Raw genomic sequence first — 22447 nt, 5'->3', positions numbered from 1 at the left:
TGCCCTGGGCCTGGCTGGGTGCAGCACGCCAGCAGACCAGACCGCAACCGTGCAGATCCCCGAGGCAAATACCACTGCGCTGCCCCCCAATTCCGCAGGAACTGATACTGCAAGCGCCGACGCCACTGCTGGCACACTGGGCCTGGCGGCAGGGGCGGGCTTGCAGTACGAGCAGAACACCATCAGTGTGGTGGACCGCTTTGAGCCGGGGCTGGTCTATATCACCACCGAGCAGCAGGCAGCGGCCCAGAACCCCTTCGGCATGATGGGCGAAGAAGGTCAGGCGCAATCCGGTGTCGGCAGCGGTTTTTTCGTCAACGATGCCGGGGACATCCTGACCAATTACCATGTCGTGGCGGGCGAGGGTGGAAGTGGCGCGGCCAGCCGCATTACCGTCCGGGTGATGGGTCAGGAGGAGGCCGTGGAGGCAAAAGTCATTGGTCTCGCGCCGCAGTACGATCTGGCGCTGATCCGCGCCGAAGGCATGGCACAGTCATTGATCAGGGCCATTCCGTTGGGTGACAGTGACGCACTGAAGGTGGGTCAGAAAGCCATCGCCATGGGCGCGCCGTTTGGCCTGGATTTTAGCGTGTCGCAGGGCATTGTCAGCAGTACTGCGCGCCAGATTCCGATCGGGTTTTCGGCGGGCGGCGGCGAGGGCATCACGCAAAAGGCCATTCAGACCGACGCGGCCATCAACCCCGGCAACTCCGGCGGGCCACTCCTGAACAGTGCGGGTGAAGTGATCGGCATCAACACCCAGATTCTCTCACCGGCCGGACAGGCCACCGGGGTGGGCCAGAGTGCGGGCGTGGGCTTTGCCATTCCCATCAATGCGGCCAAGAACCTGCTGCCGCGCCTGCAGGCGGCAGAAGGCCAGATTGTAACCCTGCCCCGGATCGGCGTCAGCGTAGGATTGCTGGTGCAGGGGCCGCAGGGCCAGCCGGTACCGGTGGGTCTGGGGCTGCTCAACGGTCAGGGCAAGCAGCAATTGAATTTGCCCGATACGGGGCTGGTGGTGGGAGATGTGCAGCCCGGTACGCCCGCGGCCACGGCTGGCCTCCAGGGCGGCACCCGCACTGAAGAGTTCCAGGGCGGTTCAGTCAGTGTAGGCGGCGACGTGATCGTGGCCATTGATGGCAAACCAGTGGACGGCCTGGAAGACCTGCAGGCCGAACTGATCAACAAGACGCAGGGGGACACCGTGACCCTGACCGTGGTGCGCGGCGGCGAGGAGCGCGAGGTGCCGGTGACCCTGGATGCGGCGTCCTTCTAGTGAATAGAGCCTGACGCTGAACAGTTGTGGGCGATTTCCCGCCTGGGTTGCCCAGCAGCGATTTACGACATACGACAACGCCCGCTAATGCAACGGAGTTCCCGGTGATACCCAGACGTCTCTGCGCCTCGCGCTGGGTGAAGACCGCTTCCATCTCGGCTAGAGTCTCCGGGTACACCCCAGTCCGCCGTTTGAAGTGCTTGCTGTTCATCTTCAGTGCCCGCTTCATTCGTCCGTGTCCCACACCTGCCGCTGACCCACCCGCTTTCGCAGGAGGTCTGGTAGGTGAGGGGATGTGGCAGGCGCAACGTGTCGGGGAACCTCTGTGCGTGCATGGTCACAGCATTGAACGAGCAACTGGTCCGTGTCCCGCAGCGCGGTCGATACCTTGGCCTCCCCTGACAGTTGATGGATGAGAACCTGCGTCGTGATCAGTCTGGGTGGCGCCAGTGCGTGCGGCGAACCGTCATGTTAACCTTCGCATCTGCCATGAGCGAACTCCAGTCCAGCGAAGCCTTTAGCCGACTCCAGTTCTTCCGGGGTGAGGTGCAGTTTGAGACCGCTCAACTCAACAGCCGCATCAGCGCCTTTCTGACCGCGCAGTCCTTCTTGCTGATCACTTACGGCTCGGCCATGAACAACAGTAATCCTGATTGGGGCACGTGGTTCCGCCTGGTGGCACCGCTGATCTTCGCGGCGCTGGGCGTTGCGCTGGCCATCAACATCCGTCCCAGCATTCAGGCCTCACTGGAAGTTATTACGAACTGGCACGCCAAGCAGCAGAACGTGATCGACAGCCACGAGGAGCTGTCGGCCTACAACGTGAACGCTGGAGACGGCATCACCGAGGATTCGGTATCCACCTACAAAGGCAGGCGCTACGCCCTGACCACCCTGATCGGCGCGTGGTTGGTGCTGGGCGCAGTGTCGGTGACGATGTTCGCTCTGGGACGGGGTTGACTGATTTATGGGAACCTTCAGGAGGCACTGAACAGGGCCAGGGTTCCATGGGTCTTGCCAGTTTAGTGCGCGCCTGTGAGGGAACTGCGTCGCCTGGCCTCGGACTTCCGTCAGCTTTTCCAGGACGGGAACGCTGGCGCCCAGCCTCCAGAGGGAGAGGGGCGCCCTCCAGGCTGCGATGACCTAACGATGGAGCAACAGACCTGCCGAAAGCGTGGTGAAAGGTCAAGTTGATCCGGTGTCAGATGTACGGACGCGGGTGTTTTAAGCCCCTTGGTCAGCGTGTCGTCCTCGCAGGTTAACTCGCTGCACGGAAGGAACGAAAGGGCGGCAAGACCGGGGCAAGTTCAGCCCGGGGTCCAGATGCTGGGACGTTCTCGGCAGGTGCGCTGGTTTTAATCGTTCTGGAGGGCGCTGGCCAGACCCTGGGCCAGGGCGGTGGCCTGCTCGAGGCGGCGGGTGTCGTCCGCGCTGAAGCCGGCACTCTGTGGTGTGTGCAGGTAGTCCCGCAGGGAAATGCGCCGCAGCTCGCCGGGCGGGGTGTACGGCACGTTGGCCGCCTTGCACGCCCGGAACAGGGCTGCGCGCAGGTCGCGTTCCTGCTTGTATGGAAAGACCCGCCCTCGCGCGTAAAGTTCCCCGCCCGCCGCCGTGAGGAGAGGCTGCAAGGCCTTCAGGGCAGTGTCGTTTAGGCGTGTGACGGCGTGCGGACGCAGGGCGCTGCCGGTGGCGAAATCGAAGTCGGCCCACTGCAGGGCCAGCAGATCACGTACCCGGTAGGCGTGCTGGTCGATCAGGACCAGGGCGGCGTGCAGCGTGGCGTCGGAGGCCGCCTGGCGGTGCAGCCGTTCCAGGTCCGCGCGGGGCAGCAGCGGGGCGCCGGTGCGTTCGTTGGGCGGACGCTGCAGGCCGCGCAATGGGTGAACCAGCAGCAGGCCCTGGTCCTGCAGGGCGGTGTACAGGGTGGAGAGCAGCGAGAGGCGCAGGCGGATGGTGTTGGATTTGGCGGGGGCGGCGTTGACGTTGGTGCTGGCGTGCTGCAGCAGCCAGGCGTGGAAGTCGTGTGGGGGGTGCAGCAGGTTGAGGGCGTCCTGCCGGGCCTGGGCGAAGATGTGGCGCAGCAGGGAATGGACCTGGGTGGTGGGGATGGTGGCGGCGGGCCACTGTCCGGCCAGCAGGGGAATCAGCGCGTCGAGATCGGCGGTCTGCAGCGCGCGGATGATTTTCTGGCTGCGCTCGTCGCTGGGGTGCATGGCTGATTATAACAGTCGTTATACGACAAAAGATTACAACTGATTCCTTCTAATCCTCTTCCCCACCCCGTCAGCTTGTGCGCGTGCTCAAGCATGGAAAACAGATAATAGGGTATGAGGATCTTACGTCGTATAACGCCGATCTAACGCGCGTCCGAATCCCCTGACACGGCATCGCCCTTTAGCAGAACCTCGCCCGGGCCATCCCACAGATACGACGCCGGACACCCGTTCACCACCGCCCCAGCGGCTCTTCCCTCTCTATCCAATTGAGCCGAGCATGCAGCGACAGGAGACCTCCACCGAGTTATCGCCGACAAAAACATAGTCCGTTCCCTGAGGCCCCCAGCGCCGAGATTCATATCCAACACACCAATGCACCACGAAGCCCCCATCAAGGAAAAGGGCATTCAAGAGAGGAAACGAGCCTACTCTCTCCTGAAGTGATGTTCGATGGTCGACCAACAGCGGCACATCGCTGCCACCGGCTCAGGGACGCGACACCCAGCTACCCGGCTGCCGGCCAACGCATTTCAACTCAAGTCTAGCCACCGCTCAGAAGAAAGGCCGCCCAGTCACGGGGCGGCAGGCCCCGCCGCTTCATGGTCAGTTTGGCCTGCCTGAGGGCCTCGGCCGCCTCGGTGCCGCGTGTGTACCGGGCGTAGAACGCCGCCATCAGCTCGGCCGTCTGGGTGTCCGGCACCTTCCACTGACTCAGCACAATCCGTTGCGCGCCGGCCGTCAAAAACGCCTGATTCAGGCCGGCCACCCCCTCACCGGCCACGGCGTCACCCAGCCCCGTCTCACACGCGGACAGCACCACCAGGTCCGTACCATCCAGATGCAGTCCCGCAAGTTGGAGTCCCGTGAGCAGGCCCTCGCCGCTGCCCTCGCTGACTGCCGTCTGGGCACCGGCCAACGCCAGACCGGCGCGCAGCATGGGATTGGGCAGCGCGCGGCGCTCCCAGGCCTGCTGCAGAAAAAAGCCATGCGTTCCGATGTGAAGCACACGGGGCGAGCTCAACCCGAACAGCTGGAGGTCACTCGCGTCCGCGCCCAGAAAGACGCGCGTGTCGTTTCCCAGCAGTGCGGACACCGTCTGCGCCTCGGTCCCGGTCCCTGGCAGCGCCGCGAAAACCGTGCCGCGCAACACCTCAGAGAGGGTTGCGGCGGTCTCGCCGGCTGGGTCACCACCTCCAGAGACCGCCCCACGTCCGGTGGTCTCTGGGGGCGGCGGTGTCTGGGCTTGGGGCACCGCCCAGTACGCGGGGTTGCCGAACACTGCGGCCGGGCTGGTCGGGGCCACAGCGGGCCGGCGGCGCAGCCTCAACAGGTCACGTCCGCTGGGGACGTAACGCAGCGCAAAGCGCTCCAGCAGGGAGTGCCGCCCATCCGAGAGCAGTTCGAATGGCAAGAAGTTGAGTGGCCCGTCCGGAGACACGATCAGGGACGTGGCCCCCTGGAACGTGCTGGACAGGGGCCGGATCAGCATGTCGTACAGGAAGGTGGCCTGGGGGCGCAGCGCGTCCTCGCTCAGGCCAGCCTCGGCGCCGCGCCGCAGCGCCTCGTAGGTGGCCGCCACCTTCCCCATTAGCGGCAGCCACTGCACCTCGAAGCGCCCATCCCAGGTGTAGGCATAGGCGAACACATTGGTATCCGTCCAGACGTAGTCCAGATAGACCTCGCCGCGCCGCAGGACACCCTGCAACTGGTCGAGCGTGATGCGGCCCGCCAGCAAGACGTCCTGGAAGCGGCCGAGTTCGCCCGAGAGCGACTGTTCCAGCGCCGTAAGCCGCGCACGCAGCTCGGCCAGCCGGACCGCCGTGCGCGCAGCGTCCTGCACCGTGAGGGGCGGCGCCGTGGACAGGGTGGCCAGTTCGCCGCGCAGATCGAGGTAGCTGCGGATCCGGGCACGCAGCGCAGGATCGGACCGCGACAGCAGGGCCGAGAGGCCATTTTCCAGGGCGGAGGCCGAGCCCTTGAACGTGAGCCAGCTCTCGAAAGCGGCGCGGACCACCGGGCGACTTCCCGCCTCGTCCACCATGCGCTCGATGAAAACCGCCTCGAAGTAACGCGTGAACTGGTCACGGGCCAGGGCGTTGAACTGCACCTTCGCGGCGCTGTCGAGATTGCGAAAGGCCGCCAGCTGCGCCGCGAAGAAGGCCTGGGCAAACAGCCGGTGGTAGGTCATCGCCCTGCCGTGGTCCTGAAGGCCTGGCGGAGCGTCGGTGTAGGCCAGGGCCAGGGCGCCGGCGAGGCGGCCGACGGCCGGCGCGTCCTGACCGTAGCGGCGCTGGACGGTCGCCAGCGCCTCACCCAGGTGCTGGCGGGCCGGAAGGATGAGCTGCTGACGCAGTTCGGTGAATCCCAGCGTCTCCTGCACAGCGGCTATTTCCGGCGCGTCTGGGCCGAGGGCCGCTTCATACAGCGGCAGGGCCCGCCGCAGGAAACCCAGCGCCCCGACATCATCGCCCTGTCGGACGGCCAGACGACCCAGCCCGAACAGCACCACGCCGGTATCGACTGTGCCCGTGGGATTCAACGCGTCCAGATGGGCGAGGGCGGTGGTGAGGGTCGTCCGGGCCCCGGCCCACTGCTCCAGCTCCAGCTGCAACAAACCCACGCTGGCCAGGGCCACGGCGGCTGCAGGTGTGCCCCCGCCTTCCCGGCCTTCCACGGCGGCAAGGATCTGCTGGAAGGTCACGAGGGCCATGGCGGTCTGACCGAGGTGGTACTGCGTTTCGCCCAGATGACCGAGGAGTGCGGCGGTCTCGGCCGCGTCAGCGCCCAGACGGGCCAGCCGCAGCGGCAGCGCGGCCTGAAACGCCGCGAGCGCCTCTGTCAGCCGGTTGCCGTTCAGCAACTGCAGACCCTGCGCTTCGAGCGTCACGTCGGATGCCGTCACCGGGCTGACCTGGACAGGAGCAGCAGGTGTGGCTGCCCCGGCCGCCGACCATGGACCCATGCACAGCAGCGCCGTTACCAGATGTCCGCAGAACGAGGCCAGGCGCGGCACGGCAGCCGGGCGGGGCCGCCGCCAGCGCCACCAGGTCCCCTCCTGCTGGGCGGCCCTCCCCGTGTTGGAGCCGTGCCCCGAACCGGTGCAGGTCGCTTTGTGGAGGGGGAACATACCCGCTATCCTAATACCACTCTCACTTTAAAACCACGACCTGTGGAGGGCCCATCTGCGTGTGCATAGTCCACTCCCCTCGCCCAAGCTTCCTGCCCACGACCCCAGCAAGCATTCCGCAGGGGTGGAGCGTGCCGGTGACCGCGTTCAGACGACGTCCCCACAGCGGGGGGGCCAGACCTTGCCCGCCAGAGGCCACCGGATTTCCAGCGGGCCGCCCGAGATGACGGCTCACGATGCCGCGCGGCCGGTAGCCCTGCAGGCCATCCCGTGAAAGGGCCGGAGGCAGACGCCCCGACGTCGGAAACCGCAGAGGCGCCTGAGCCCCAGCGCACCTGGGCGCAGGCGCTGCGGGAAAGTGCTCTGGCGGTGGTCATCTTCCTGTTTCTGTCGTGGGCGGCGGCGGAGGGGCGACTGGGCTGGTTCTCCGATACCCTGTCCGACGCCCAGGATCAGGCCTACGACGCGCTCGCGTCCCTCGAGTACCATTTTGCCGGCCCCGTTGTCCCGCCGCCTGGCACACCGCCGGTGGTGTTCGTCGACATCGACGATGCCACGGTGCAGGCCGCAGACATCAGCCCCTACCTGTTTCACCGGAGACTGCTCGCCGAGTTGCTGGGCCGCGTCGCCGCGACGCAGCCGCGCGCCGTCTACGTGGATCTCAACCTCAGCGCCCCCAGTCAGGAACCGGAGCTCGGCCGCACCGGCCAGGCCCGCTTTCCCCGGTCACCTGGCGATGAGGCGTTGCTGAGCGTGCTGCGCACCCCCCAGGAGTTCCCCGTGCTGCTGCCCCAGCCGGCGGTGTTCGGCGAGCCGCTCTCCACCCTCGGCGCCGCCTGCTGGGTCACGCCGGCGGTCATCACCGACAGCGGTGACACGGTGCGCCGCGTGCCCCGCCGCTGGGCCGGGGGCCCGTATCCAGTGTCTGAAGCGCTGTTTCTCGCAGCCCAGTCCGGCGGTTTTCGCTGTCCGGACGCCCAGCGTGCCAGCCTGCCTCCTCAGAACGTCTACCGCACGGCGCTGTACGGCGAGCCCATCGTCTTTCACGAGGTGCCGGCGCCCGGGACACGGACGTCCACGTGGCCGGGTCTCAGCGTGATCTCGGCCCGGGAGGTGCTCACGCAACCCGGCACCACGCTGGATCCCGGCGCCCTAGTGGTGATCGGCCGCACGGACGCCAACAATATGGACATGCACGGCAGCGCGGTGGGGACGCTTCCCGGCGTGGAACTGCATCTCAACGCCCTGATGACCCTGCTGGCCTACCGGCATCCGGTGATTCCACTGCCACCCCTGGCGTCCTCGCTGCTGGCCTTCACGGCCATGCTGCTGGCGATCGTGACCGCACCCCTGTTGAGTGAGCGGCTCGCCCGCGGACTCGCCCGGCTGGGCGTGCGGCGCACGCTCAGGGACGTCTTCGAGCATCCCATCTTGTGGGGGCTGCTGTTCGCCGCGGCGTTTGTGGCCTACCGCTACGCTGGACGCTTCCTCGACTTCGCGCTGCCCATCGTCAGCCTGGAACTCGCCCGGCTGGCACTCGGCCGGCGCTTCAACCAGCTCGCCACCAAGACCCTCAAGATGACCAAACTGCTGAATTGACCGACGTCCCTGCCTGTAAGGAGTGCCTGCCATGTCCACACCGTTTTCCTCCGACATTCGGCGCCGCCTGTTCCTGCTCAGCCTGACCGTGCCGGCGCTGCTGTGCGGCACGGCCGCCGCCGCTCCCCCACCCCTGCTCACGCTGCCGGCCGGCGCGGTGGCAACCCTTCAACCGGGTGGCGTACCGGTCAACGGTCCCCAGCAGCGTGAGCTTGTGCCCGGCATCCAGGCGTGCGTCGCCACAGGTTCGGCCACCGTCTCTGAAGGCGGGGTGCGGCGCCTGCTGACTGCCGGACAGTGCTATCAGATGCCTGCGCCGCGTTCTCTGGTCTCCAGTCTGCGGTCGCTGGCCGCCTCCTGGGTGCCGTCCAGCCGCAAGGCCGGCACCGTGAATGCCGAGTCCCGCGGGGAGGACCGCTGCGGTGACCCCACCCCGGGCGTGGCGCTGCCCAACACCTATCTCCTAGAGACGCTGGCTGTTCCCTTGACTTCCCGTCCGTACCCGAACGCGCTGGAGGTGACCAGCGGGATCAACGGGCGTCTGTACCGTGCCGAAAAGGCGGCACCCGGCGCGGACTTCACGGTGCCGACGGCCGCGCTGCAGCGCGCGGACCACATGGATATTCGTGATGGCGCCGGGAAACTGCTGTACCGCGGCGCCGTGTCGCATGTGGTCTTCCCCGAGCGTACGGACGGGGAAGACTCCGCGCCGGCAGCGCTGGCCCGGCAGCTTCTCGAGACCGGCCTGTTGGAGTACGCGCTGCCGGCCTACTCGTTGCTGAGACACGCAGGGGAGCAGGACGCGGCAAATGAGCTTCTGGGGGTGATCCGTGCGTGTTTCGTCGTGCCGCCCCCAGAGGCTGGAGGCCAGCGGTAGCCGCGCCGAGTTAGTAAAGGCGGGCCAGTGCCAGCGTTCACGTGCAAAGCGGCCGGCAGCAGTCTGGGACGAGCTTCAGGCTGAGGCGCGAGGGGAGACTGCCCTGGCCATTCCAACCAGATTGACAACACGGGCGGTCTAAAAGCAGCACATCGGTAGGGGCAAGCTTTTGAGAGGGCACGGACCACTCAGGCCACCACCGGTCATGGCTATGGCCTGTCTATCCGGTGACCGTGGCTTACCTCATCTATAGACACCAGAAAGTCAAGTGAAATTTCTAGTCGGTTCTCTAGGAAACGAAATATTATTTCGCCTCTTTTGCTCCGTCCTCTGCTAAAGCCTCATGGAAACGGCAGATTTGGGTGGTAGGTCCTGTGCCGACGTCCAGTCCTTGGAAACGACTAAGCATGAAGCGAAAGAAAACGCGATGTTGCGCTTTCCAGATGCGAAAGATCCTGTTAGATTCATGGTGGTCTCCACAACCCAGCGTGTCTCTCCCCTTCAATCTCTGGCGGTGTCTCCTGATGGCTCTTCCCCCTGCCCACCTTGCCCCGGTTCTGCGCCGACTGCACCTGCTCCGCGACGAGCAGGGCGCGGCGACCGTCCGGGTCATCGACCAGATCCTGGCCAACCCTGAGCGCTTCTTGTCGCTGACCATCGCCGAACTCAGCGAGGCGGCGGGAACCAGTGACGCGACCGTGGTCCGGCTGGTGCAACACCTGGGATTCGGTGGGTATCAGGAATTCAAGCTTCAGCTCTCGCGGGCGCTGGCCGTCAGCCGCAAAGCCGATCTGGCGGTGGAACCCCATGACGCTTCGGTCACGGTGGTGCGCAAGGTGTTCGACTCGGCCGCCACCGCGCTGGGCGACACGCTCGAGCACCTGAGCCTCGAAGCCGTCAGCGCCGTGGTGCAGGCCATGACCCTCGCCCGGCACGTCGAGCTGATCGGCATTGGGGGCAGCGGCGTGGTCGCCGGCCACGGGCAGCACCGGGGCCTGCGGCTGGGGCTGTCCTGCCGGGCCACCACCGACCCCGGCACGTTCCTGACCACCTGCTCGCTGCTGGAACCCACGGACGTGTTGATCGCCGTGTCATTCAGCGGCGAAACCGCCCGCGTCGTCCAGGCCGCGCGGCTGGCCCGGCAGGCCGGCGCCACGGTGGTGGCGCTGACCGGCCTGGGCCGCACGCCCCTGAGCCGGCGCGCGCACCACACGCTGAGCGCCTCGGCACCCGGAGACCGCTACCGCCCGGAAGGCCTGGCCGCCCAGCTCCCGCAGATCGCCATTCTCGACGCCCTGTTCACCAGCCTGCACGTCTCGCAAGACCCCTATCTGTCCGAGCGGCTCTCCCGCGCGGCGGCGGCCCGGCGCGGCCTGCATGCCGAACCCGCCCCGTAAACCCTCTCTCGCCTGCCCAAGGAGCCCACGATGCGTAACCTGACTGTCCTTTTCACCCTGACCGGCCTGCTGGCCACCGCCCCCGCCCAGGCCCAGACCGTCAATTGGGACGCCTACAAGGGCACCACCCTCCGCGTGCTGCTCAACCAGCATCCGTGGACCACCGCGGTCCAGCCTTACTTTCCGGAGTTCGAGAAACTCACCGGTATCAAGCTGGCCGTGGAAACCTACCCCGAAGCGCAGTTCCGTCAGAAGGTTCTGGTGGAACTGTCCACCGGGGGCCAGAACCTCGACGCGTTCATGCTCTCGCCCGGCCAGGAAGGGCTGCTCTACGCCCGCAGCGGCTGGGTCGAGGACATGAAGCCGTACACCGTCAACAAGACCCTGACCGCCGGCAACTGGGGCTTTTCGGACTTCTACCCCTCGGTCGTGAGGTCCACGGAATACAACGGCATCATGACCGGCATCCCGATCCAGACCGAAACGCCGATGCTGTTCTACCGCAAGGACCTGCTGGCCAAGTACAAGATCGCCGTGCCCAAGACGCTGACCCAGCTTGAGGCGGCGGCCAAGGCGCTGAACGGCAAAGATGGAGTCGCGGGCATCGCCCTGCGCGGCAAGGGCGCGTCGGCCACCAGCCAGTTCAGCCCGTACATGTTCTCCTACGGCAGCAGCTGGCTGACCAGGGACGGACAGGCCAACTTCACGGATCCCAAGTTCATCCAGGCCATGAACATGTACACCGGCCTGCTGCGCAACTACGGTCCGCCCGCCGCCGTGACCATGAGCTGGCCGGAAGTCACCAACCTCTTCGCGCAGGGCAAGGTGGCGATGTTCACCGACGCCTCGCTGTTCCGCAGCATCGTCGACGACCCCAAGAGCAGCACGGTGGCCGGCAAGGTGGGCTACGCGCCGTTCCCGGCCGGTCCCGCGGGCCGCAAACCCTACGTGACCACCTGGGCGCTGAGCATCAGCAAGGGCAGCAAGAACAAGCAGGCCGCGTGGCTGTTCACCCAGTGGGCCACCAACCGTGAAAACCAGCTGCGGGTGCTGCTCCAGGACGTGCCGGCCGTGCGCCGCAGCGTGTGGAATGACCCGACCTTCAAGAAGCAGGAGACCAGCCCCGAGTGGACCCAGGCGCACCTCAGCCAGCTGGCCAGCGCCAACCCGCTGTGGAACCCCCCGGTCAGCCAGGTGGGCGAGGTCCGCGACGCGCTGGGACAGGCCATCGTCAGCATCCTGCAGGGCGGCAACACCGCTGACCTGCTGAAGCGGGCCGAGCAGACCGTCAACACCATCATCAGCAAGGAAAAGTAACTCCGTGACCTCCGCCCCCACCCACACCCGGGGGCAGCCGCGGCCAGGAGGAGGCTTTTCCTCCTGGCTGGACCGGAACATCCGCTGGGTGTTTCCGCTGCCTACCCTGATCGTGCTGTTCGCGCTGACGATCCTGCCGCTGGTGTTCAACCTGATCCTGAGCACCCAGGAACGCTCGGTCAGCGACGCCCTGCCCAGCAGCTTCGTGGGCCTGGGCAACTTCACGCAGGCCTTCAGTGACCCGCGCTTCTGGAACGCGACCTGGCTGATGATGAAGTTCACCCTGATCGCGGTGCCCGCGCAGATGCTGCTGGGCCTCGGCCTCGCGGTGCTGCTTAACCGCCACATGCGCGCGCAGGGGCTGGTGCGCGCCGCCGTGCTGCTGCCCATGATCAGCACGCCCGTGGCGGTCGCCCTGATCTGGGCGCTGATGATGGACCCCAACCTCGGCGTGCTGAACTACTTTCTTCAGACGCTCGGGCTGGAACGCAGCCTGTGGCTGGCTGACCCCGCGCTGGTGATTCCCGCGCTGGCCCTGGTCGACGTGTGGCAGTGGACGCCGCTGGTGGCGCTGATCCTGCTGGCCGGGCTGCAGACCATGCCCGACGATCCCTTTGAGGCCGCGCGCATTGACGGCGCGAGCAGCTGGCAGGCCTTCCGCTACATCACCTGGCCGCTGCTGCAGCCCGCGCTGTTCGCCGCGCTGACCATCCGCCTGATCGACGCCCTCAAGACCTTTGACATCATCGAGGTGATGACCCAGGGCGGGCCGGGCAGCGCCAGCGAGACGCTCAACGTCTACGCGTATCACACCGGCTTCGAGTTCCTGCGGGTCGGCTACACCGCCGCGCTGCTCACGCTGCTGCTGGTCGTGGTGGCGGCCGTGGCCATCGGCGTGAACCTGTTGCGGCGGCGCGTATGAAGGCCCGCGCGTCCGCGCGCAGCAGCCTGGTGCCGAACCTGCTGCTGCTGCTGGCCATCGTCGTGCTGCTGTTCCCGTTCGTGTGGATGATCATGATGAGCCTCAAGAGCCAGGTGCAGAACACGGCGGCGGTCCCGGTGTGGGTCTTTACGCCCACCTGGGAGAACTACCGCAACGTGATCGAGCGCAACAACTTCTTGCAGTACACCAAAAACAGCATGATCGTGGCGCTGGCGGCCACCATGATCGGCATGGTGCTGGGCCTGCCCGCCGCGTACTCGATCGCGCGGTTCAAGCAGCGCGGCCTGAGCCTGTGGATCCTGATCAGCCGGATCATTCCGTACATCACCTTCCTGCTGCCGCTGTTCTTGCTGTTTACCCGGCTGCGTCTGGTCGGCAGTTTCACGGCGCTGATCGTCAGTCACCTGATCATCACGCTGCCGCTGATCGTCTGGATCACCATCGCATTTTTCGAAGACATTCCCACGGACCTCGAGGAGGCCGCCCTGGTGGACGGTTCGTCGCGCGCCGGCGCCTTCGTGCGCATCATCTTGCCGCTGGTGACCCCCGGCGTCGTGACCGCCGGCATCCTGGCGATGATCTTTTCCTGGAACCAGTTCCTGTTCAGCCTGATCCTGGGCGGCCCCAACACCAAGACCGTCCCGGTGGCCGTGTTCAACTTCCTGAGTTACGGTAGCCAGGACTACGGCGCGATCGCGGCCGCCGCCGTCCTGATCACCCTGCCAATCATCCTGCTGTCCCTGACCGTTCAGAAGTACATCGTCAAGGGCCTGACCGCCGGCGGCGTCAAGGGATGAGTCTGACACCCCCGAACCCGCAACCGATGCGCGGGCCCCCGCCGGTGATGCTGAGCCTGGATCTGGGCAGCAGCGGCATGAAGGGCTCGGCCTTCGACACGCTGGGCCGTCCGCTGGCGGGCCTGGAAGCGCACTCGCCCCTCGAACTGCAATACGGACCGGACGGCGCCGCGGAAGTGAACCTGCCGGCGCTGGTCCGGGCCATCGAGGACGTGCTCGACCGCCTGCATCAGCGCCTGGGCCAGCGCCCCGTGCTGGGCGTGGCACTGACCAGCTTCGTGAGCAGCCTGGTGGCGCTCGACCACGCCGGGCAGCCCACCGGTCCGGCCCTGTCCTACGCCGACACCCGCGCGGCCGGGGAGGTCGAGGCCGTGGCGCACCTGGTGGACCCCGGCCAGGTGGGCTGCCCGGCCTTCAGCGCGTACTGGCCGGCGCAGATCCGCTGGTGGCGCGCGGCCCACCCCCACCTGCGGGCCGCGCGCTACTGCAGCGTGCCCGACTACCTGACACTGCGCTGGACCGGCGCGTGGCTCACCAGTTACTCGCTGGCGTCGTGGACCGGGATGCTGGACCGCGCCAGCCTGACGTGGAACGCCGGGGCGCTGGCGGCGGCCGGCGTGGGGGCCGACCAGTTGCCCGAACTGGCCGACCACGACGCGGCGCGTACGCTGCGCCCGGCCTTTCAGGCCCGCTGGCCAAAACTCGCGGGGGCGCCCTTCTACGTGGGCGTCTCCGACGGCGCGACCGCCACAGTGGGCAGCGGCGCGGCCGGCGGGAGCCGCGTGGCCCTGACGGTCGGCAGCACCAGCGCAGTGCGCCTGGCGGTGACCGGGGCACCCCCCGCCGTGCCGAGTGGCCTGTGGTCCTACCGCATCGACCGCCAGACCCACCTGCTGGGCGGGGCCCTGACCGAGGGCGGCAACCTGTACGAGTGGCTGGGTTCGACCCTGCAGCTGGACCACCCAAACCTGGACCGCGAGCTGCTGGCAATGGCGCCCGACAGCCACGGCCTGACCTTCCTGCCTTCCCTGGGCGGCACCCGCAGCCCCGACTACGACCCCCACACGCGCGGCACGGTCCACGGCCTGGGCTACGCCACCACCCCGGTCCAGATCGCGCGCGCGGCGATGGAGGGGGTGGCCTGCCGGCTGGCCGATCTGGCCGGGCGGCTGCCGTTGCCGGACGACGCCGTGTTTATCGCCAGCGGCCGGGCGCTGCTGGCCTCGCGTCCCTGGCAGCACATGCTGGCCGACGCCCTGGGGCGCCCGCTGCTGCTGGGCGGCCCCGGCGGCGCCAGCGCGCGCGGCGCGGCGATGCTGGCGCTCAGCGCGCAGGGCTACCCGCTGCCCACCGGGCCGGGCGCCTGCCGGAGGGTGGACCCGGTGCCCGGACACCACGAACGCTACCAGGCCGCCACGCGGCGGATGCACGCCCTGGAAGCTGCCCTGCGCGGCCTGCGCGAGCCGCGTCCGGCGCCCGGCGCAGCGTCCCCCCAGCCGGTCCTCACGTGACCCTGGACCTCGCCGGCGTGCTGGCTGCCGACCGCGTGCTGCCGCTGTTCACGCCCGGGGACGAGGCGCAGGCCGCCGCACGCCTGGCCGCCCTGACCCGCGCCGGGATCCGGGCGGTGGAACTCACCCACCGCAGCCCCGGGACCCTGGCCACCTTCGGTGCGCTGCGCGGACGCTTCCCCGCGCTGCTGCTCGGGGCCGGGACTGTGCTGAACGCCCGGGACGCCGACGCGTTCGTGCAGGCCGGCGCCGACTTCATTGTCAGCCCGTGCTGGGTGCCGGCCGTCGCGGCGGCGTGTCGGGACCGCGGCGCCGCGTACCTGCCGGGAGCCGGCACCGTCCGCGAGGTGTTCGAGGCCCAGCAGGGCGGCGCGGCGATCGTCAAGCTGTTTCCCGGCGAGGTGCTGGGCCCGGCATTCGTGCGGGCGCTGCTCGGTCCGTTGCCGCACAGCCGGGTGCTGGTCACGGGCGGCGTGGAACCCACGGTTGCCGGCGTCGGCCCCTGGCTGGCCGCCGGCGCCCTGGCGGTGGGCCTGGGCAGCGCCCTGTTCATGCTGGACGAGGACGCGCTCGAGGCGCAGGTCACGGAACTGCTGGGCTTCACCCGGCAGGAGGGCGCCGATGGCTGAGGGTCCCGCCAGCGTCCTGACCTTCGGGGAGGCGCTGCTGAAGCTGGTGCTGGCGCCGGCCCAGCGCCTGGAGGCCATGACCAGCCTGGACGCGCAGTGCGCCGGCTCGGAACTGAACGTCGCCGCCGGGCTGCGCGCCCTGGGCCGCCCCGCGGCGTGGGCGAGCGCCGTGCCGCCCTCCGCGCTGGGCACGTGGGTCCGCGGGTACGTGCATGCCCTGCAGGTCGAGGACCTGGCCCTGACCCGCAGCGGCCGTCTGGGAACGTTCTACCTGGAAGACCACCACGCTCCCCGTCCCAGCCGGGTGGTGTACGACCGCGCCGGCAGCGCCTTCGCCAGGCTGACGGCCGCCGACTTCGCACCGGAGTGGCTGACCGGCCGCGCCGCGCTGCACGTCAGCGGCGTCAGCCTGGCGCTGGGCGCGGGACCGCGGGCGCTGGCGCTCCGGCTGATGCGGGCGGCTAAGGCGGCTGGCCTCACCGTCAGCTTCGACGTGAACCACCGCCGGCTCTTGCTCGCGGACGACGCGGCCCTGGACGCCTACGCGCCGGCCTTGCGCCTGGCCGACCTGCTGTTCGTGGCCGAACGCGACACGGCCCTCCTGGGCGGACTGACCGGCCTGCGGCAGCTCGCGCCGGACGCCCTGCTGATCCAGACGCGCGGCGCGCAGGGCAGCGCGCTGCTGGGCGGCGGGCAGAGCCTGACGCAGCCCGCGGTCCCGGCAGCGGGACCGGGCCGGGTGGGGCGTGGCGACGCCTTCGCTGCCGGCTACCTGCACGCCCACCTGAGCGGTGAGGCGCCGGCGGCCGCTCTGGCGTTTGCGGCCGCCACGGCCGCGCTGAAGACCACCACGCCGGGCGACCAGTTGCGCGCAACCGAGGCCGAGGTGCGGGCCGTGCAACACGCGGGTCCCGGCAATGAGCCGGTCCGCTGAGCTCCAGGGAGGAATGAGGATGGAATTGACGATGCGTTGGTTTGGCCCGGCGGACCAGGTCCAGCTCTGGCAGTTGCGGCAGATCCCGGGGCTGGGCGGCGTCGTGTCGGCACTGCATGACGTTCCACCGGGCGAGGCCTGGACGCCGGCGGCCGTTCAGGCCCTGCGGCAGCGGGTCGAGGCGGCAGGCCTGCGCCTGAGCGTCATCGAGAGCATTCCGGTGCACGAGGACATCAAGCTGGGCAACGCGCGCTGTGAGGAACGCATCCGGGGCTTTACTGAAAGCCTGCGGGCAGTGGCGAGTGCGGGCGTACGGACGGTGTGTTACAACTTCATGCCGGTGTTCGACTGGACCCGCACGGACCTGGCCCACCCGCGGACGGACGGCAGTACCAGTCTGGTCTTCCGGCAGGCCGAGGTCGAGCAGTTGCGAATCGGGGTCGGGAACCTGAGCCTGCCCGGCTGGGCCGAGGCCTACACGCCCGGTGAACTGGCCGGCCTGCGCGCGGCGTACGCGGGCGTGGATGGGCCGGCGCTGCGCCGCAACCTCGTGGCGTTCCTGCAGGCGGTGGTGCCGGAGGCCGCGCGGCTGGGCGTCAGGCTCGCCCTGCACCCGGACGATCCGCCCTGGCCGGTGCTGGGTCTGCCGCGGGTGGTCAGCACCGCCGAGGACCTGCGCTTCATTCTGGACGCCGTGCCGGACACGCACAGCGGCCTGACCTTCTGCCTGGGATCGCTGGGCGCGCGGCCGGACAACGACCTGCCGGCGATGATCGAGGAATTCGCGCCCCGCATCCATTTTGTCCACGCCCGCAACGTCGAGCGCGTGGGTGAGCGCGATTTCGATGAGGTCCCGCACGTCAGCCGCTTCGGCAGTACCGGTCTGGCCGCCGCCGTGATGCGGCTCGAAGCCCTGCGCCCCGGCGTGCCGGTCCGCCCGGACCACGGCCGCATGATCTGGGGTGAGACCGGCCGTCCCGGGTACGGCCTGTACGACCGCGCGCTGGGCGCGATGTACCTGCAGGGCCTGATGGACGCGGTGCAGGAACGGGGGCGGGCATGACGGACCTGCTCGGGGAGCTGCGCCGCACCCGGATCCTGGCCATCTTGCGGGGCGTGCCTGCCCGGCACGCCCCGGACCTGGTGAGAGCGCTGCAAGGCGCCGGCATCGAACTGTTCGAGGTGGCCCTGAGTGACAGCCACGGGCTTCCGGCGCTGCGGGCCATCCGCGCCGCGTTTCCTGCCCTCACGCTGGGCGCGGGGACGGTGGTGACGCCGGCCCTGGCCCGGCAGGCCCAGGAGGCGGGAGCGGCCTTCCTGGTCACGCCGCACCTGGCCCCCGACGTGAACGCTTTCGCGCGGGCGCAGGGGCTGGGGCTGCTGGCCGGAGCGCTGACGCCCACCGAGATCGTTGCGGCCCACGCGCAGGGCAGCGCCGCGGTCAAGGTCTTTCCGGCCGGCAGCCTGGGGCCAGACTATTTCCGGCAGTTGCGCGGGCCGTATCCGCACCTTCCGCTGCTGGCGGTGGGCGGCGTGGACGCCTCTAACCTGGGGGCCTACCTGCAGGCCGGGGCGGTGGGGGCCGGCATCGGCGGGGCGCTGACCCGCACCGACTGGTCACGTCCCGACTGGAGCGCTCTGGCACACACCGCCCAGGAGCTCGTGGCGCGCGCCCGCCACTGAGCGCGCCCTCTTTCCTCTTCCCCCTGGAGTCACAGCATGAAAATCACCCACATCGAAACCTTTCTCGTGCCCCCGCGCTGGTGCTTTCTCAAGATCGAGACCGACGAGGGCATCGTCGGATGGGGGGAGCCGGTGGTGGAAGGCCGCGCGGCGACCGTGCAGACGGCGGTGCACGAGCTGTCCGACTACCTGATCGGGCAGGACCCGCACCGCATCGAGGATCTGTGGCAGGTGATGTACCGGGGCGGGTTCTACCGGGGCGGGGCGGTTGCGATGAGCGCCATCGCCGGCGTGGATCAGGCGCTGTGGGACATCAAGGGCAAGGCGCTGGGCACGCCGGTCCACAACCTGCTGGGTGGGGCGTGCCGTGAGCGCATCCGGGTGTACTCATGGATCGGCGGGGACCGGCCGGCCGAGGTCGGCGAGGCCGCGCGCCTGGCCCGCGCCGCCGGCTTCACGGCCGTCAAGATGAACGCGACCGAGGAACTGCAGTACGTGGATTCCTACGCCAAGGTGGACGCCGCGCTGGCGCGCGTGCAGGCAGTGCGGGACGCAACGGCGCCGGATTTCGGCATTGCAGTGGACTTCCACGGCCGGGTCCACCGCCCGATGGCCCAGGTGCTGGCCCGTGAGCTGGAACCCTACCGCCTGATGTTCATTGAGGAGCCGGTGCTGTCCGAGAACATTGAAGCCCTGCGCGACGTGAAGCGGGCCACCACGACGCCCATTGCGCTGGGCGAGCGGCTGTATTCCCGCTGGGACTTCAAACAGGTGCTGCAGGAGGGCCTGGCCGACATCGTGCAGCCGGACCTGTCGCATGCCGGGGGCATCAGCGAGTGCCGCAAGATCGCCGCGATGGCCGAGGCCTACGACGTCGCGCTGGCCCCGCACTGCCCGCTGGGTCCGGTGGCACTGGCCGCCTGCTTGCAGGTGGACGCGGTGTCGCACAATGCCTTTATTCAGGAGCAGAGCCTGGGCATCCATTACAACGCGGGAAACGACCTGCTCGATTACGTCACCGACCAGAGCGTCTTCGAGTACGCCGGGGGGTTCGTGCGGATCCCGACAGGGCCGGGGCTGGGCGTGGAGGTGAACGAGGCCGCCGTGCGTGAGCTGGCCAGGGCAGGCCACCGCTGGCGCAATCCGGTCTGGCGCCATGATGACGGCAGCGTGGCGGAATGGTGAGGCTGGCGGTGTCCCCAGCGTGATCCGCTTCTCGCCGTGTCCTCCGGGTCCGGCGTGCGGGAGTGAATGCCGGACACCACCGCTGTCCCGGCAGGTGCAGACGTGGCGTGCCGCGGTCCGCGAGGCGGCGAGCGGGTTGTGGATGGCGGCTCAACCACCTGAACAAGGACATGGAAAAAGCGGCCCAGAGGCCGCCTTGATTTCCTTAATATAGGGCGGTATGCAGCCCCTGTCAACTCATGCAGCCGGGTACCCCGGGTTTCAGGCCAGCCTGCGGTCTGCAGCGCGTTCCAGAGGGCGTCCTTACGTGATACCGCCCCATCACGATGCACGCGGACGCCTGCGCCAGGTTGCAGCTATGGTGGAGTCACACGAAGATCCAGGCACCACCCACGTCACCGTCGACGGCATTGAGGGAAAGCTGGCTCGCGCCAAACTGCCGGACGGCATCACCGAGGGCTGGAGGGCTGGCCCCTGGCAAGCCTGCCCAAAGCGGTCAGTGAGGGTGACGTCGTCCGCATCCACGTCACGGGCGGCGACATGGACATTGAGATGGACCAGCAAGAGACGGACCGCCGTCAGGCCCTGGGCCAGCTGACGCTCGATGGGTTGAATGCCCGCACGCCCGACGGGGATCTGGACCTGTGGGGCGCTTTTTCCTGCTGGCAGCGCTGCTGGCTGGTGTGGCCCTGGCCCAACCTGCCCCGTCCGGCGTACTCACCATCCCCTTCCTGAACGTCGGCCAGGGCGACGCGGTGCTGATCCCCGCGCCGGAAGACCAGTCCCTGCTGTACGACGGCGGGCGATCTGAAAAACGCATGACCGACTTGCTCGGCCAGTACGGCGTCAACAGTCTCGCGGTGGTGGCGGCCAGCCACGGCGACGCAGGCCACATCACGGGCCAGATCCCAGCTGTCCAGCGCTTCAAGCCGAAATTCTTCCTGAACAACGGCATCGCGGCGACGACCCAGTTCTTCGGCAAGCTGACGGCAGCGGTCCAGACCGCCGGCATCCAGGGCCTGCTGGCCAGTGACCGGGTCATCAATCCCGGCCGTGTGAAGGTTGCGGGGTTGCCCCCACCACCCGACATCCCGAAGATCAATACGTCTTGCCCCAGGGATTCCCCAGCACGCGGCGACACAGCGCGGTTCAGCTACTGACTTTGCCGGAGCCTGAAACCACCGTCCCACAGCTGGACTCCGAACGATCAGATGCGTTGGCGGTGTAAGAACTGGCCACTGCCCCGCTCGGCCAGCAGGCGTCCCTCATGCATCACCGTCTGTCCGCGGATGAGCACCGTGACTGGCCTGCCCTGCACCGCCATGCCCTCATACAGGCTGTAGTCGACGGCGCTGTGGTTCGTGGCCGCCGTGATGGTGTGGGGGCGCGCCAGGTCCCACAGCGCCAGATCGGCGTCGTAACCCGGCGCGACGCTGCCCTTCACGCCGCCCAGACCGAAACTGCGGGCTGGATTGGTGGCGGTCAGGGCCACGAAACGTTCCAGGCTGAAATGTCCCCCGCGCACGCCGGCCTGGTGCAGGACCATCAGACGTTCCTCGATGCCAGGGACACCGTTGGGAATCAGGGTGAAGTTGTCCCGGCCCAGGATTTTCTGACTGTCGAACCGGAAGGGACAGTGGTCGGTGCTGATCACGCTGAGCGTGCCGTCTGCCACCGCTGCCCACAGTGCACGCTGGTCCTCCTTCTCGCGGGGCGGCGGGCTGCACACCCACTTGGCGCCTTCAAAACCAGGCCGGTCCAGATCGTCCCTGGTGAAGAAGAAATACTGGGTGCAGGTCTCGGCGGTCACGCGCGCCCCCCGCGCCTGGGCCTCGCGCACCCGCGCCAGCGCTGGGCGGCAGCTCAAATGAACGATGTACAGCGGCGCGCCCAGCACCTCGGCCAGCGCGACGGCCCGTCCCGTGGCCTCGGCCTCCAGTTCCGGGGGGCGGGTCAGGGCGTGGTACTTCGGGGCCGTCTCGCCCCGCGCCACGGCCTCGGCCATCAGCACCTCGATGGCGTCGCCGTTCTCGGCATGCACCAGCGTCAGTACGCCCGCGTCGCGCGCCCGCTCCAGACAGCGGAACAGCGCCGTGTCGTCGACCTGCAGGGTGTCCTTGTACGCCAGAAACAGTTTGATGGACGTGACGCCCTGGTCCGGCAGCGTGGCAATCTCGTCGAGCACCCCGGGCAATGGGTCGGTCACGGCCACGTGAAAGCCGTAGTCGATCACCGCCTGTCCCCTGGCCCGGCCGTGCCAGGTGTCGAGCGCTGCTCTCAGGCTGCTGCCCTTCGGCTGAATGCAGAAATCGAGATGCGTGGTGGTGCCGCCCATCACCGCCGCAACCTGACCCGTGTAGTAATCGTCGCAGGTCACCGTGCCCATTGACGGCATCGACAGGTGGGTGTGGACGTCGATGCCGCCCGGCAGGATGTGCCGGCCGGCCGCGTCGATGATCTCATCGTCCGCCTGCGCCAGACTGCGTCCCACCGCCGTGATCTGGCCGCCGTCGACGCGAACGTCGGCCTGAAACTGGCCCTCCGCCGTGACGACGGTGCCGCCGCTGATGATCAGGCTCATGACAGGCGCGCCATGCCAGCTCCTAAGTCCGCCGCGACACGGGCGCTGGCCTCCTGCGACACCGCGTCAGTGGCTCCGGGCTGCACGCTGGTGCTCAGCAGGTAGGCGCTGACCCGTTCGGCCACGCCGCGCAACACCGGAGAGCCGCCCGCATTGTCGAGAAAGGCCCGGGGACTGTCCAGGGCAGGAAACTGTGAACGGATGAAGCCTAGGTGCGGCCCCAGCGGTGAGACGGTGGCAGTGGAAACGGACACTGTTGTCATAAAACCTTCCTTGTCACCAGGTCAGGTATCAAAAGAACGCGGCTGGTCCGTGCTCAACGGCCGGATCGGAGTTTGCCCCGCGCCTCGAAGCGGCTGACCAGGCGCACCAGCG

The 22447-nt window shown here is 68.3% G+C and carries 19 protein-coding genes; 15 read left to right on the top strand and 4 right to left on the bottom strand.

The features are described 5' to 3' along the window. Positions 1-49 precede the first annotated feature (49 nt). Both IEY31_RS07995 and IEY31_RS07990 read left to right on the top strand, forming a co-directional pair. Positions 50-1276 carry a S1C family serine protease gene (locus tag IEY31_RS07995; protein ID WP_229723414.1) on the top strand — a complete coding sequence of 409 codons (1227 nt, stop codon included), beginning with the start codon at positions 50-52 and terminating at the stop codon, positions 1274-1276. A 489-nt stretch (positions 1277-1765) separates the two neighbouring features. Beyond that, positions 1766-2236, top strand: a complete 471-nt coding sequence (locus IEY31_RS07990) for a hypothetical protein (RefSeq protein WP_188970718.1) — start codon at positions 1766-1768, stop codon at positions 2234-2236. 395 nt (positions 2237-2631) lie between these two features. Here the strand turns inward: IEY31_RS07990 and IEY31_RS07985 are convergent, their stop codons facing one another. Both IEY31_RS07985 and IEY31_RS07980 read right to left on the bottom strand, forming a co-directional pair. Next, on the bottom strand, positions 2632-3489 hold the full coding sequence (locus IEY31_RS07985; protein WP_188970716.1) for a hypothetical protein: 858 nt from the start codon (positions 3487-3489) through the stop codon (positions 2632-2634). A 544-nt stretch (positions 3490-4033) separates the two neighbouring features. Further along, positions 4034-6619, bottom strand: a complete 2586-nt coding sequence (locus tag IEY31_RS07980) for a CHAT domain-containing protein (protein ID WP_188970715.1) — start codon at positions 6617-6619, stop codon at positions 4034-4036. A gap of 270 nt (positions 6620-6889) precedes the next feature. Between IEY31_RS07980 and IEY31_RS07975 the strand changes: the two genes are divergently transcribed. The 13 genes from IEY31_RS07975 (at position 6890) to IEY31_RS07915 (ending at position 20651) form a co-directional block, all read left to right on the top strand. After that, a complete protein-coding gene (locus IEY31_RS07975) occupies positions 6890-8218 on the top strand; it encodes a CHASE2 domain-containing protein (protein WP_188970713.1) in 1329 nt (442 codons plus the stop codon). Positions 8219-8249: 31 nt separating this feature from the next. Continuing rightward, positions 8250-9095 carry a hypothetical protein gene (locus IEY31_RS07970; protein ID WP_188970711.1) on the top strand — a complete coding sequence of 282 codons (846 nt, stop codon included), beginning with the start codon at positions 8250-8252 and terminating at the stop codon, positions 9093-9095. Positions 9096-9619: 524 nt separating this feature from the next. Continuing rightward, positions 9620-10492: a MurR/RpiR family transcriptional regulator gene (locus IEY31_RS07965; protein ID WP_188970709.1), complete on the top strand. Its 873-nt coding sequence runs from the start codon at positions 9620-9622 to the stop codon at positions 10490-10492. Positions 10493-10522: 30 nt separating this feature from the next. Continuing rightward, on the top strand, positions 10523-11809 hold the full coding sequence (locus IEY31_RS07960; RefSeq protein WP_188970708.1) for an ABC transporter substrate-binding protein: 1287 nt from the start codon (positions 10523-10525) through the stop codon (positions 11807-11809). A gap of 4 nt (positions 11810-11813) precedes the next feature. Beyond that, a complete protein-coding gene (locus IEY31_RS07955) occupies positions 11814-12731 on the top strand; it encodes a carbohydrate ABC transporter permease (protein WP_188970706.1) in 918 nt (305 codons plus the stop codon). Then, on the top strand, positions 12728-13549 hold the full coding sequence (locus IEY31_RS07950; RefSeq protein WP_188970704.1) for a carbohydrate ABC transporter permease: 822 nt from the start codon (positions 12728-12730) through the stop codon (positions 13547-13549). Before IEY31_RS07955 ends, IEY31_RS07950 begins: the two co-directional genes overlap by 4 nt. Beyond that, on the top strand, positions 13546-15060 hold the full coding sequence (locus IEY31_RS07945) for a gluconokinase (protein ID WP_188970702.1): 1515 nt from the start codon (positions 13546-13548) through the stop codon (positions 15058-15060). Before IEY31_RS07950 ends, IEY31_RS07945 begins: the two co-directional genes overlap by 4 nt. Beyond that, a complete protein-coding gene (locus IEY31_RS07940) occupies positions 15057-15689 on the top strand; it encodes a bifunctional 4-hydroxy-2-oxoglutarate aldolase/2-dehydro-3-deoxy-phosphogluconate aldolase (protein WP_229723413.1) in 633 nt (210 codons plus the stop codon). Before IEY31_RS07945 ends, IEY31_RS07940 begins: the two co-directional genes overlap by 4 nt. Then, positions 15682-16623, top strand: a complete 942-nt coding sequence (locus IEY31_RS07935; protein ID WP_188970700.1) for a sugar kinase — start codon at positions 15682-15684, stop codon at positions 16621-16623. The genes IEY31_RS07940 and IEY31_RS07935 overlap by 8 nt, the downstream gene beginning before the upstream one ends. Before the next feature lie 19 nt (positions 16624-16642). After that, the gene (locus IEY31_RS07930; protein WP_188970698.1) at positions 16643-17686 is read left to right on the top strand and encodes a mannonate dehydratase; all 1044 of its coding nucleotides are present in this window, start codon (positions 16643-16645) and stop codon (positions 17684-17686) included. Further along, on the top strand, positions 17683-18306 hold the full coding sequence (locus IEY31_RS07925; RefSeq protein ID WP_188970696.1) for a bifunctional 4-hydroxy-2-oxoglutarate aldolase/2-dehydro-3-deoxy-phosphogluconate aldolase: 624 nt from the start codon (positions 17683-17685) through the stop codon (positions 18304-18306). Before IEY31_RS07930 ends, IEY31_RS07925 begins: the two co-directional genes overlap by 4 nt. Before the next feature lie 36 nt (positions 18307-18342). Next, positions 18343-19491: a galactonate dehydratase gene (dgoD, locus tag IEY31_RS07920; RefSeq protein ID WP_188970694.1), complete on the top strand. Its 1149-nt coding sequence runs from the start codon at positions 18343-18345 to the stop codon at positions 19489-19491. A gap of 644 nt (positions 19492-20135) precedes the next feature. Then, a complete protein-coding gene (locus tag IEY31_RS07915; protein ID WP_188970692.1) occupies positions 20136-20651 on the top strand; it encodes a ComEC/Rec2 family competence protein in 516 nt (171 codons plus the stop codon). A gap of 47 nt (positions 20652-20698) precedes the next feature. Here IEY31_RS07915 and hydA read toward each other — a convergent pair whose 3' ends face one another. Next, a complete protein-coding gene (gene hydA, locus IEY31_RS07910) occupies positions 20699-22072 on the bottom strand; it encodes a dihydropyrimidinase (protein WP_188970690.1) in 1374 nt (457 codons plus the stop codon). Next, positions 22069-22335, bottom strand: coding sequence for a hypothetical protein (locus IEY31_RS07905; RefSeq protein ID WP_188970688.1), 267 nt, complete (start codon positions 22333-22335; stop codon positions 22069-22071). The genes hydA and IEY31_RS07905 overlap by 4 nt, the downstream gene beginning before the upstream one ends. Positions 22336-22447 lie beyond the last annotated feature (112 nt).

Origin of the sequence: Deinococcus aerolatus, assembly GCF_014647055.1 — a bacterium.
Taxonomy (GTDB): Bacteria; Deinococcota; Deinococci; order Deinococcales; family Deinococcaceae; genus Deinococcus; species Deinococcus aerolatus.
Note: the sequence above shows the minus strand (reverse complement) of the source record. Positions and strands in the feature narration are given on the sequence as shown.

Coding starts and splice junctions, on each gene's coding strand:
- IEY31_RS07990 (WP_188970718.1), top strand. CDS start 1,766: ATGAGCGAACTCCAGTCCAGCGAAGCCTTTAGCCGACTCCAGTTCTTC.
- IEY31_RS07985 (WP_188970716.1), bottom strand. CDS start 3,489: ATGCACCCCAGCGACGAGCGCAGCCAGAAAATCATCCGCGCGCTGCAG.
- IEY31_RS07980 (WP_188970715.1), bottom strand. CDS start 6,619: ATGTTCCCCCTCCACAAAGCGACCTGCACCGGTTCGGGGCACGGCTCC.
- IEY31_RS07970 (WP_188970711.1), top strand. CDS start 8,250: ATGTCCACACCGTTTTCCTCCGACATTCGGCGCCGCCTGTTCCTGCTC.
- IEY31_RS07965 (WP_188970709.1), top strand. CDS start 9,620: ATGGCTCTTCCCCCTGCCCACCTTGCCCCGGTTCTGCGCCGACTGCAC.
- IEY31_RS07960 (WP_188970708.1), top strand. CDS start 10,523: ATGCGTAACCTGACTGTCCTTTTCACCCTGACCGGCCTGCTGGCCACC.
- IEY31_RS07950 (WP_188970704.1), top strand. CDS start 12,728: ATGAAGGCCCGCGCGTCCGCGCGCAGCAGCCTGGTGCCGAACCTGCTG.
- IEY31_RS07945 (WP_188970702.1), top strand. CDS start 13,546: ATGAGTCTGACACCCCCGAACCCGCAACCGATGCGCGGGCCCCCGCCG.
- IEY31_RS07935 (WP_188970700.1), top strand. CDS start 15,682: ATGGCTGAGGGTCCCGCCAGCGTCCTGACCTTCGGGGAGGCGCTGCTG.
- IEY31_RS07930 (WP_188970698.1), top strand. CDS start 16,643: ATGGAATTGACGATGCGTTGGTTTGGCCCGGCGGACCAGGTCCAGCTC.
- IEY31_RS07925 (WP_188970696.1), top strand. CDS start 17,683: ATGACGGACCTGCTCGGGGAGCTGCGCCGCACCCGGATCCTGGCCATC.
- dgoD (WP_188970694.1), top strand. CDS start 18,343: ATGAAAATCACCCACATCGAAACCTTTCTCGTGCCCCCGCGCTGGTGC.
- hydA (WP_188970690.1), bottom strand. CDS start 22,072: ATGAGCCTGATCATCAGCGGCGGCACCGTCGTCACGGCGGAGGGCCAG.
- IEY31_RS07905 (WP_188970688.1), bottom strand. CDS start 22,335: ATGACAACAGTGTCCGTTTCCACTGCCACCGTCTCACCGCTGGGGCCG.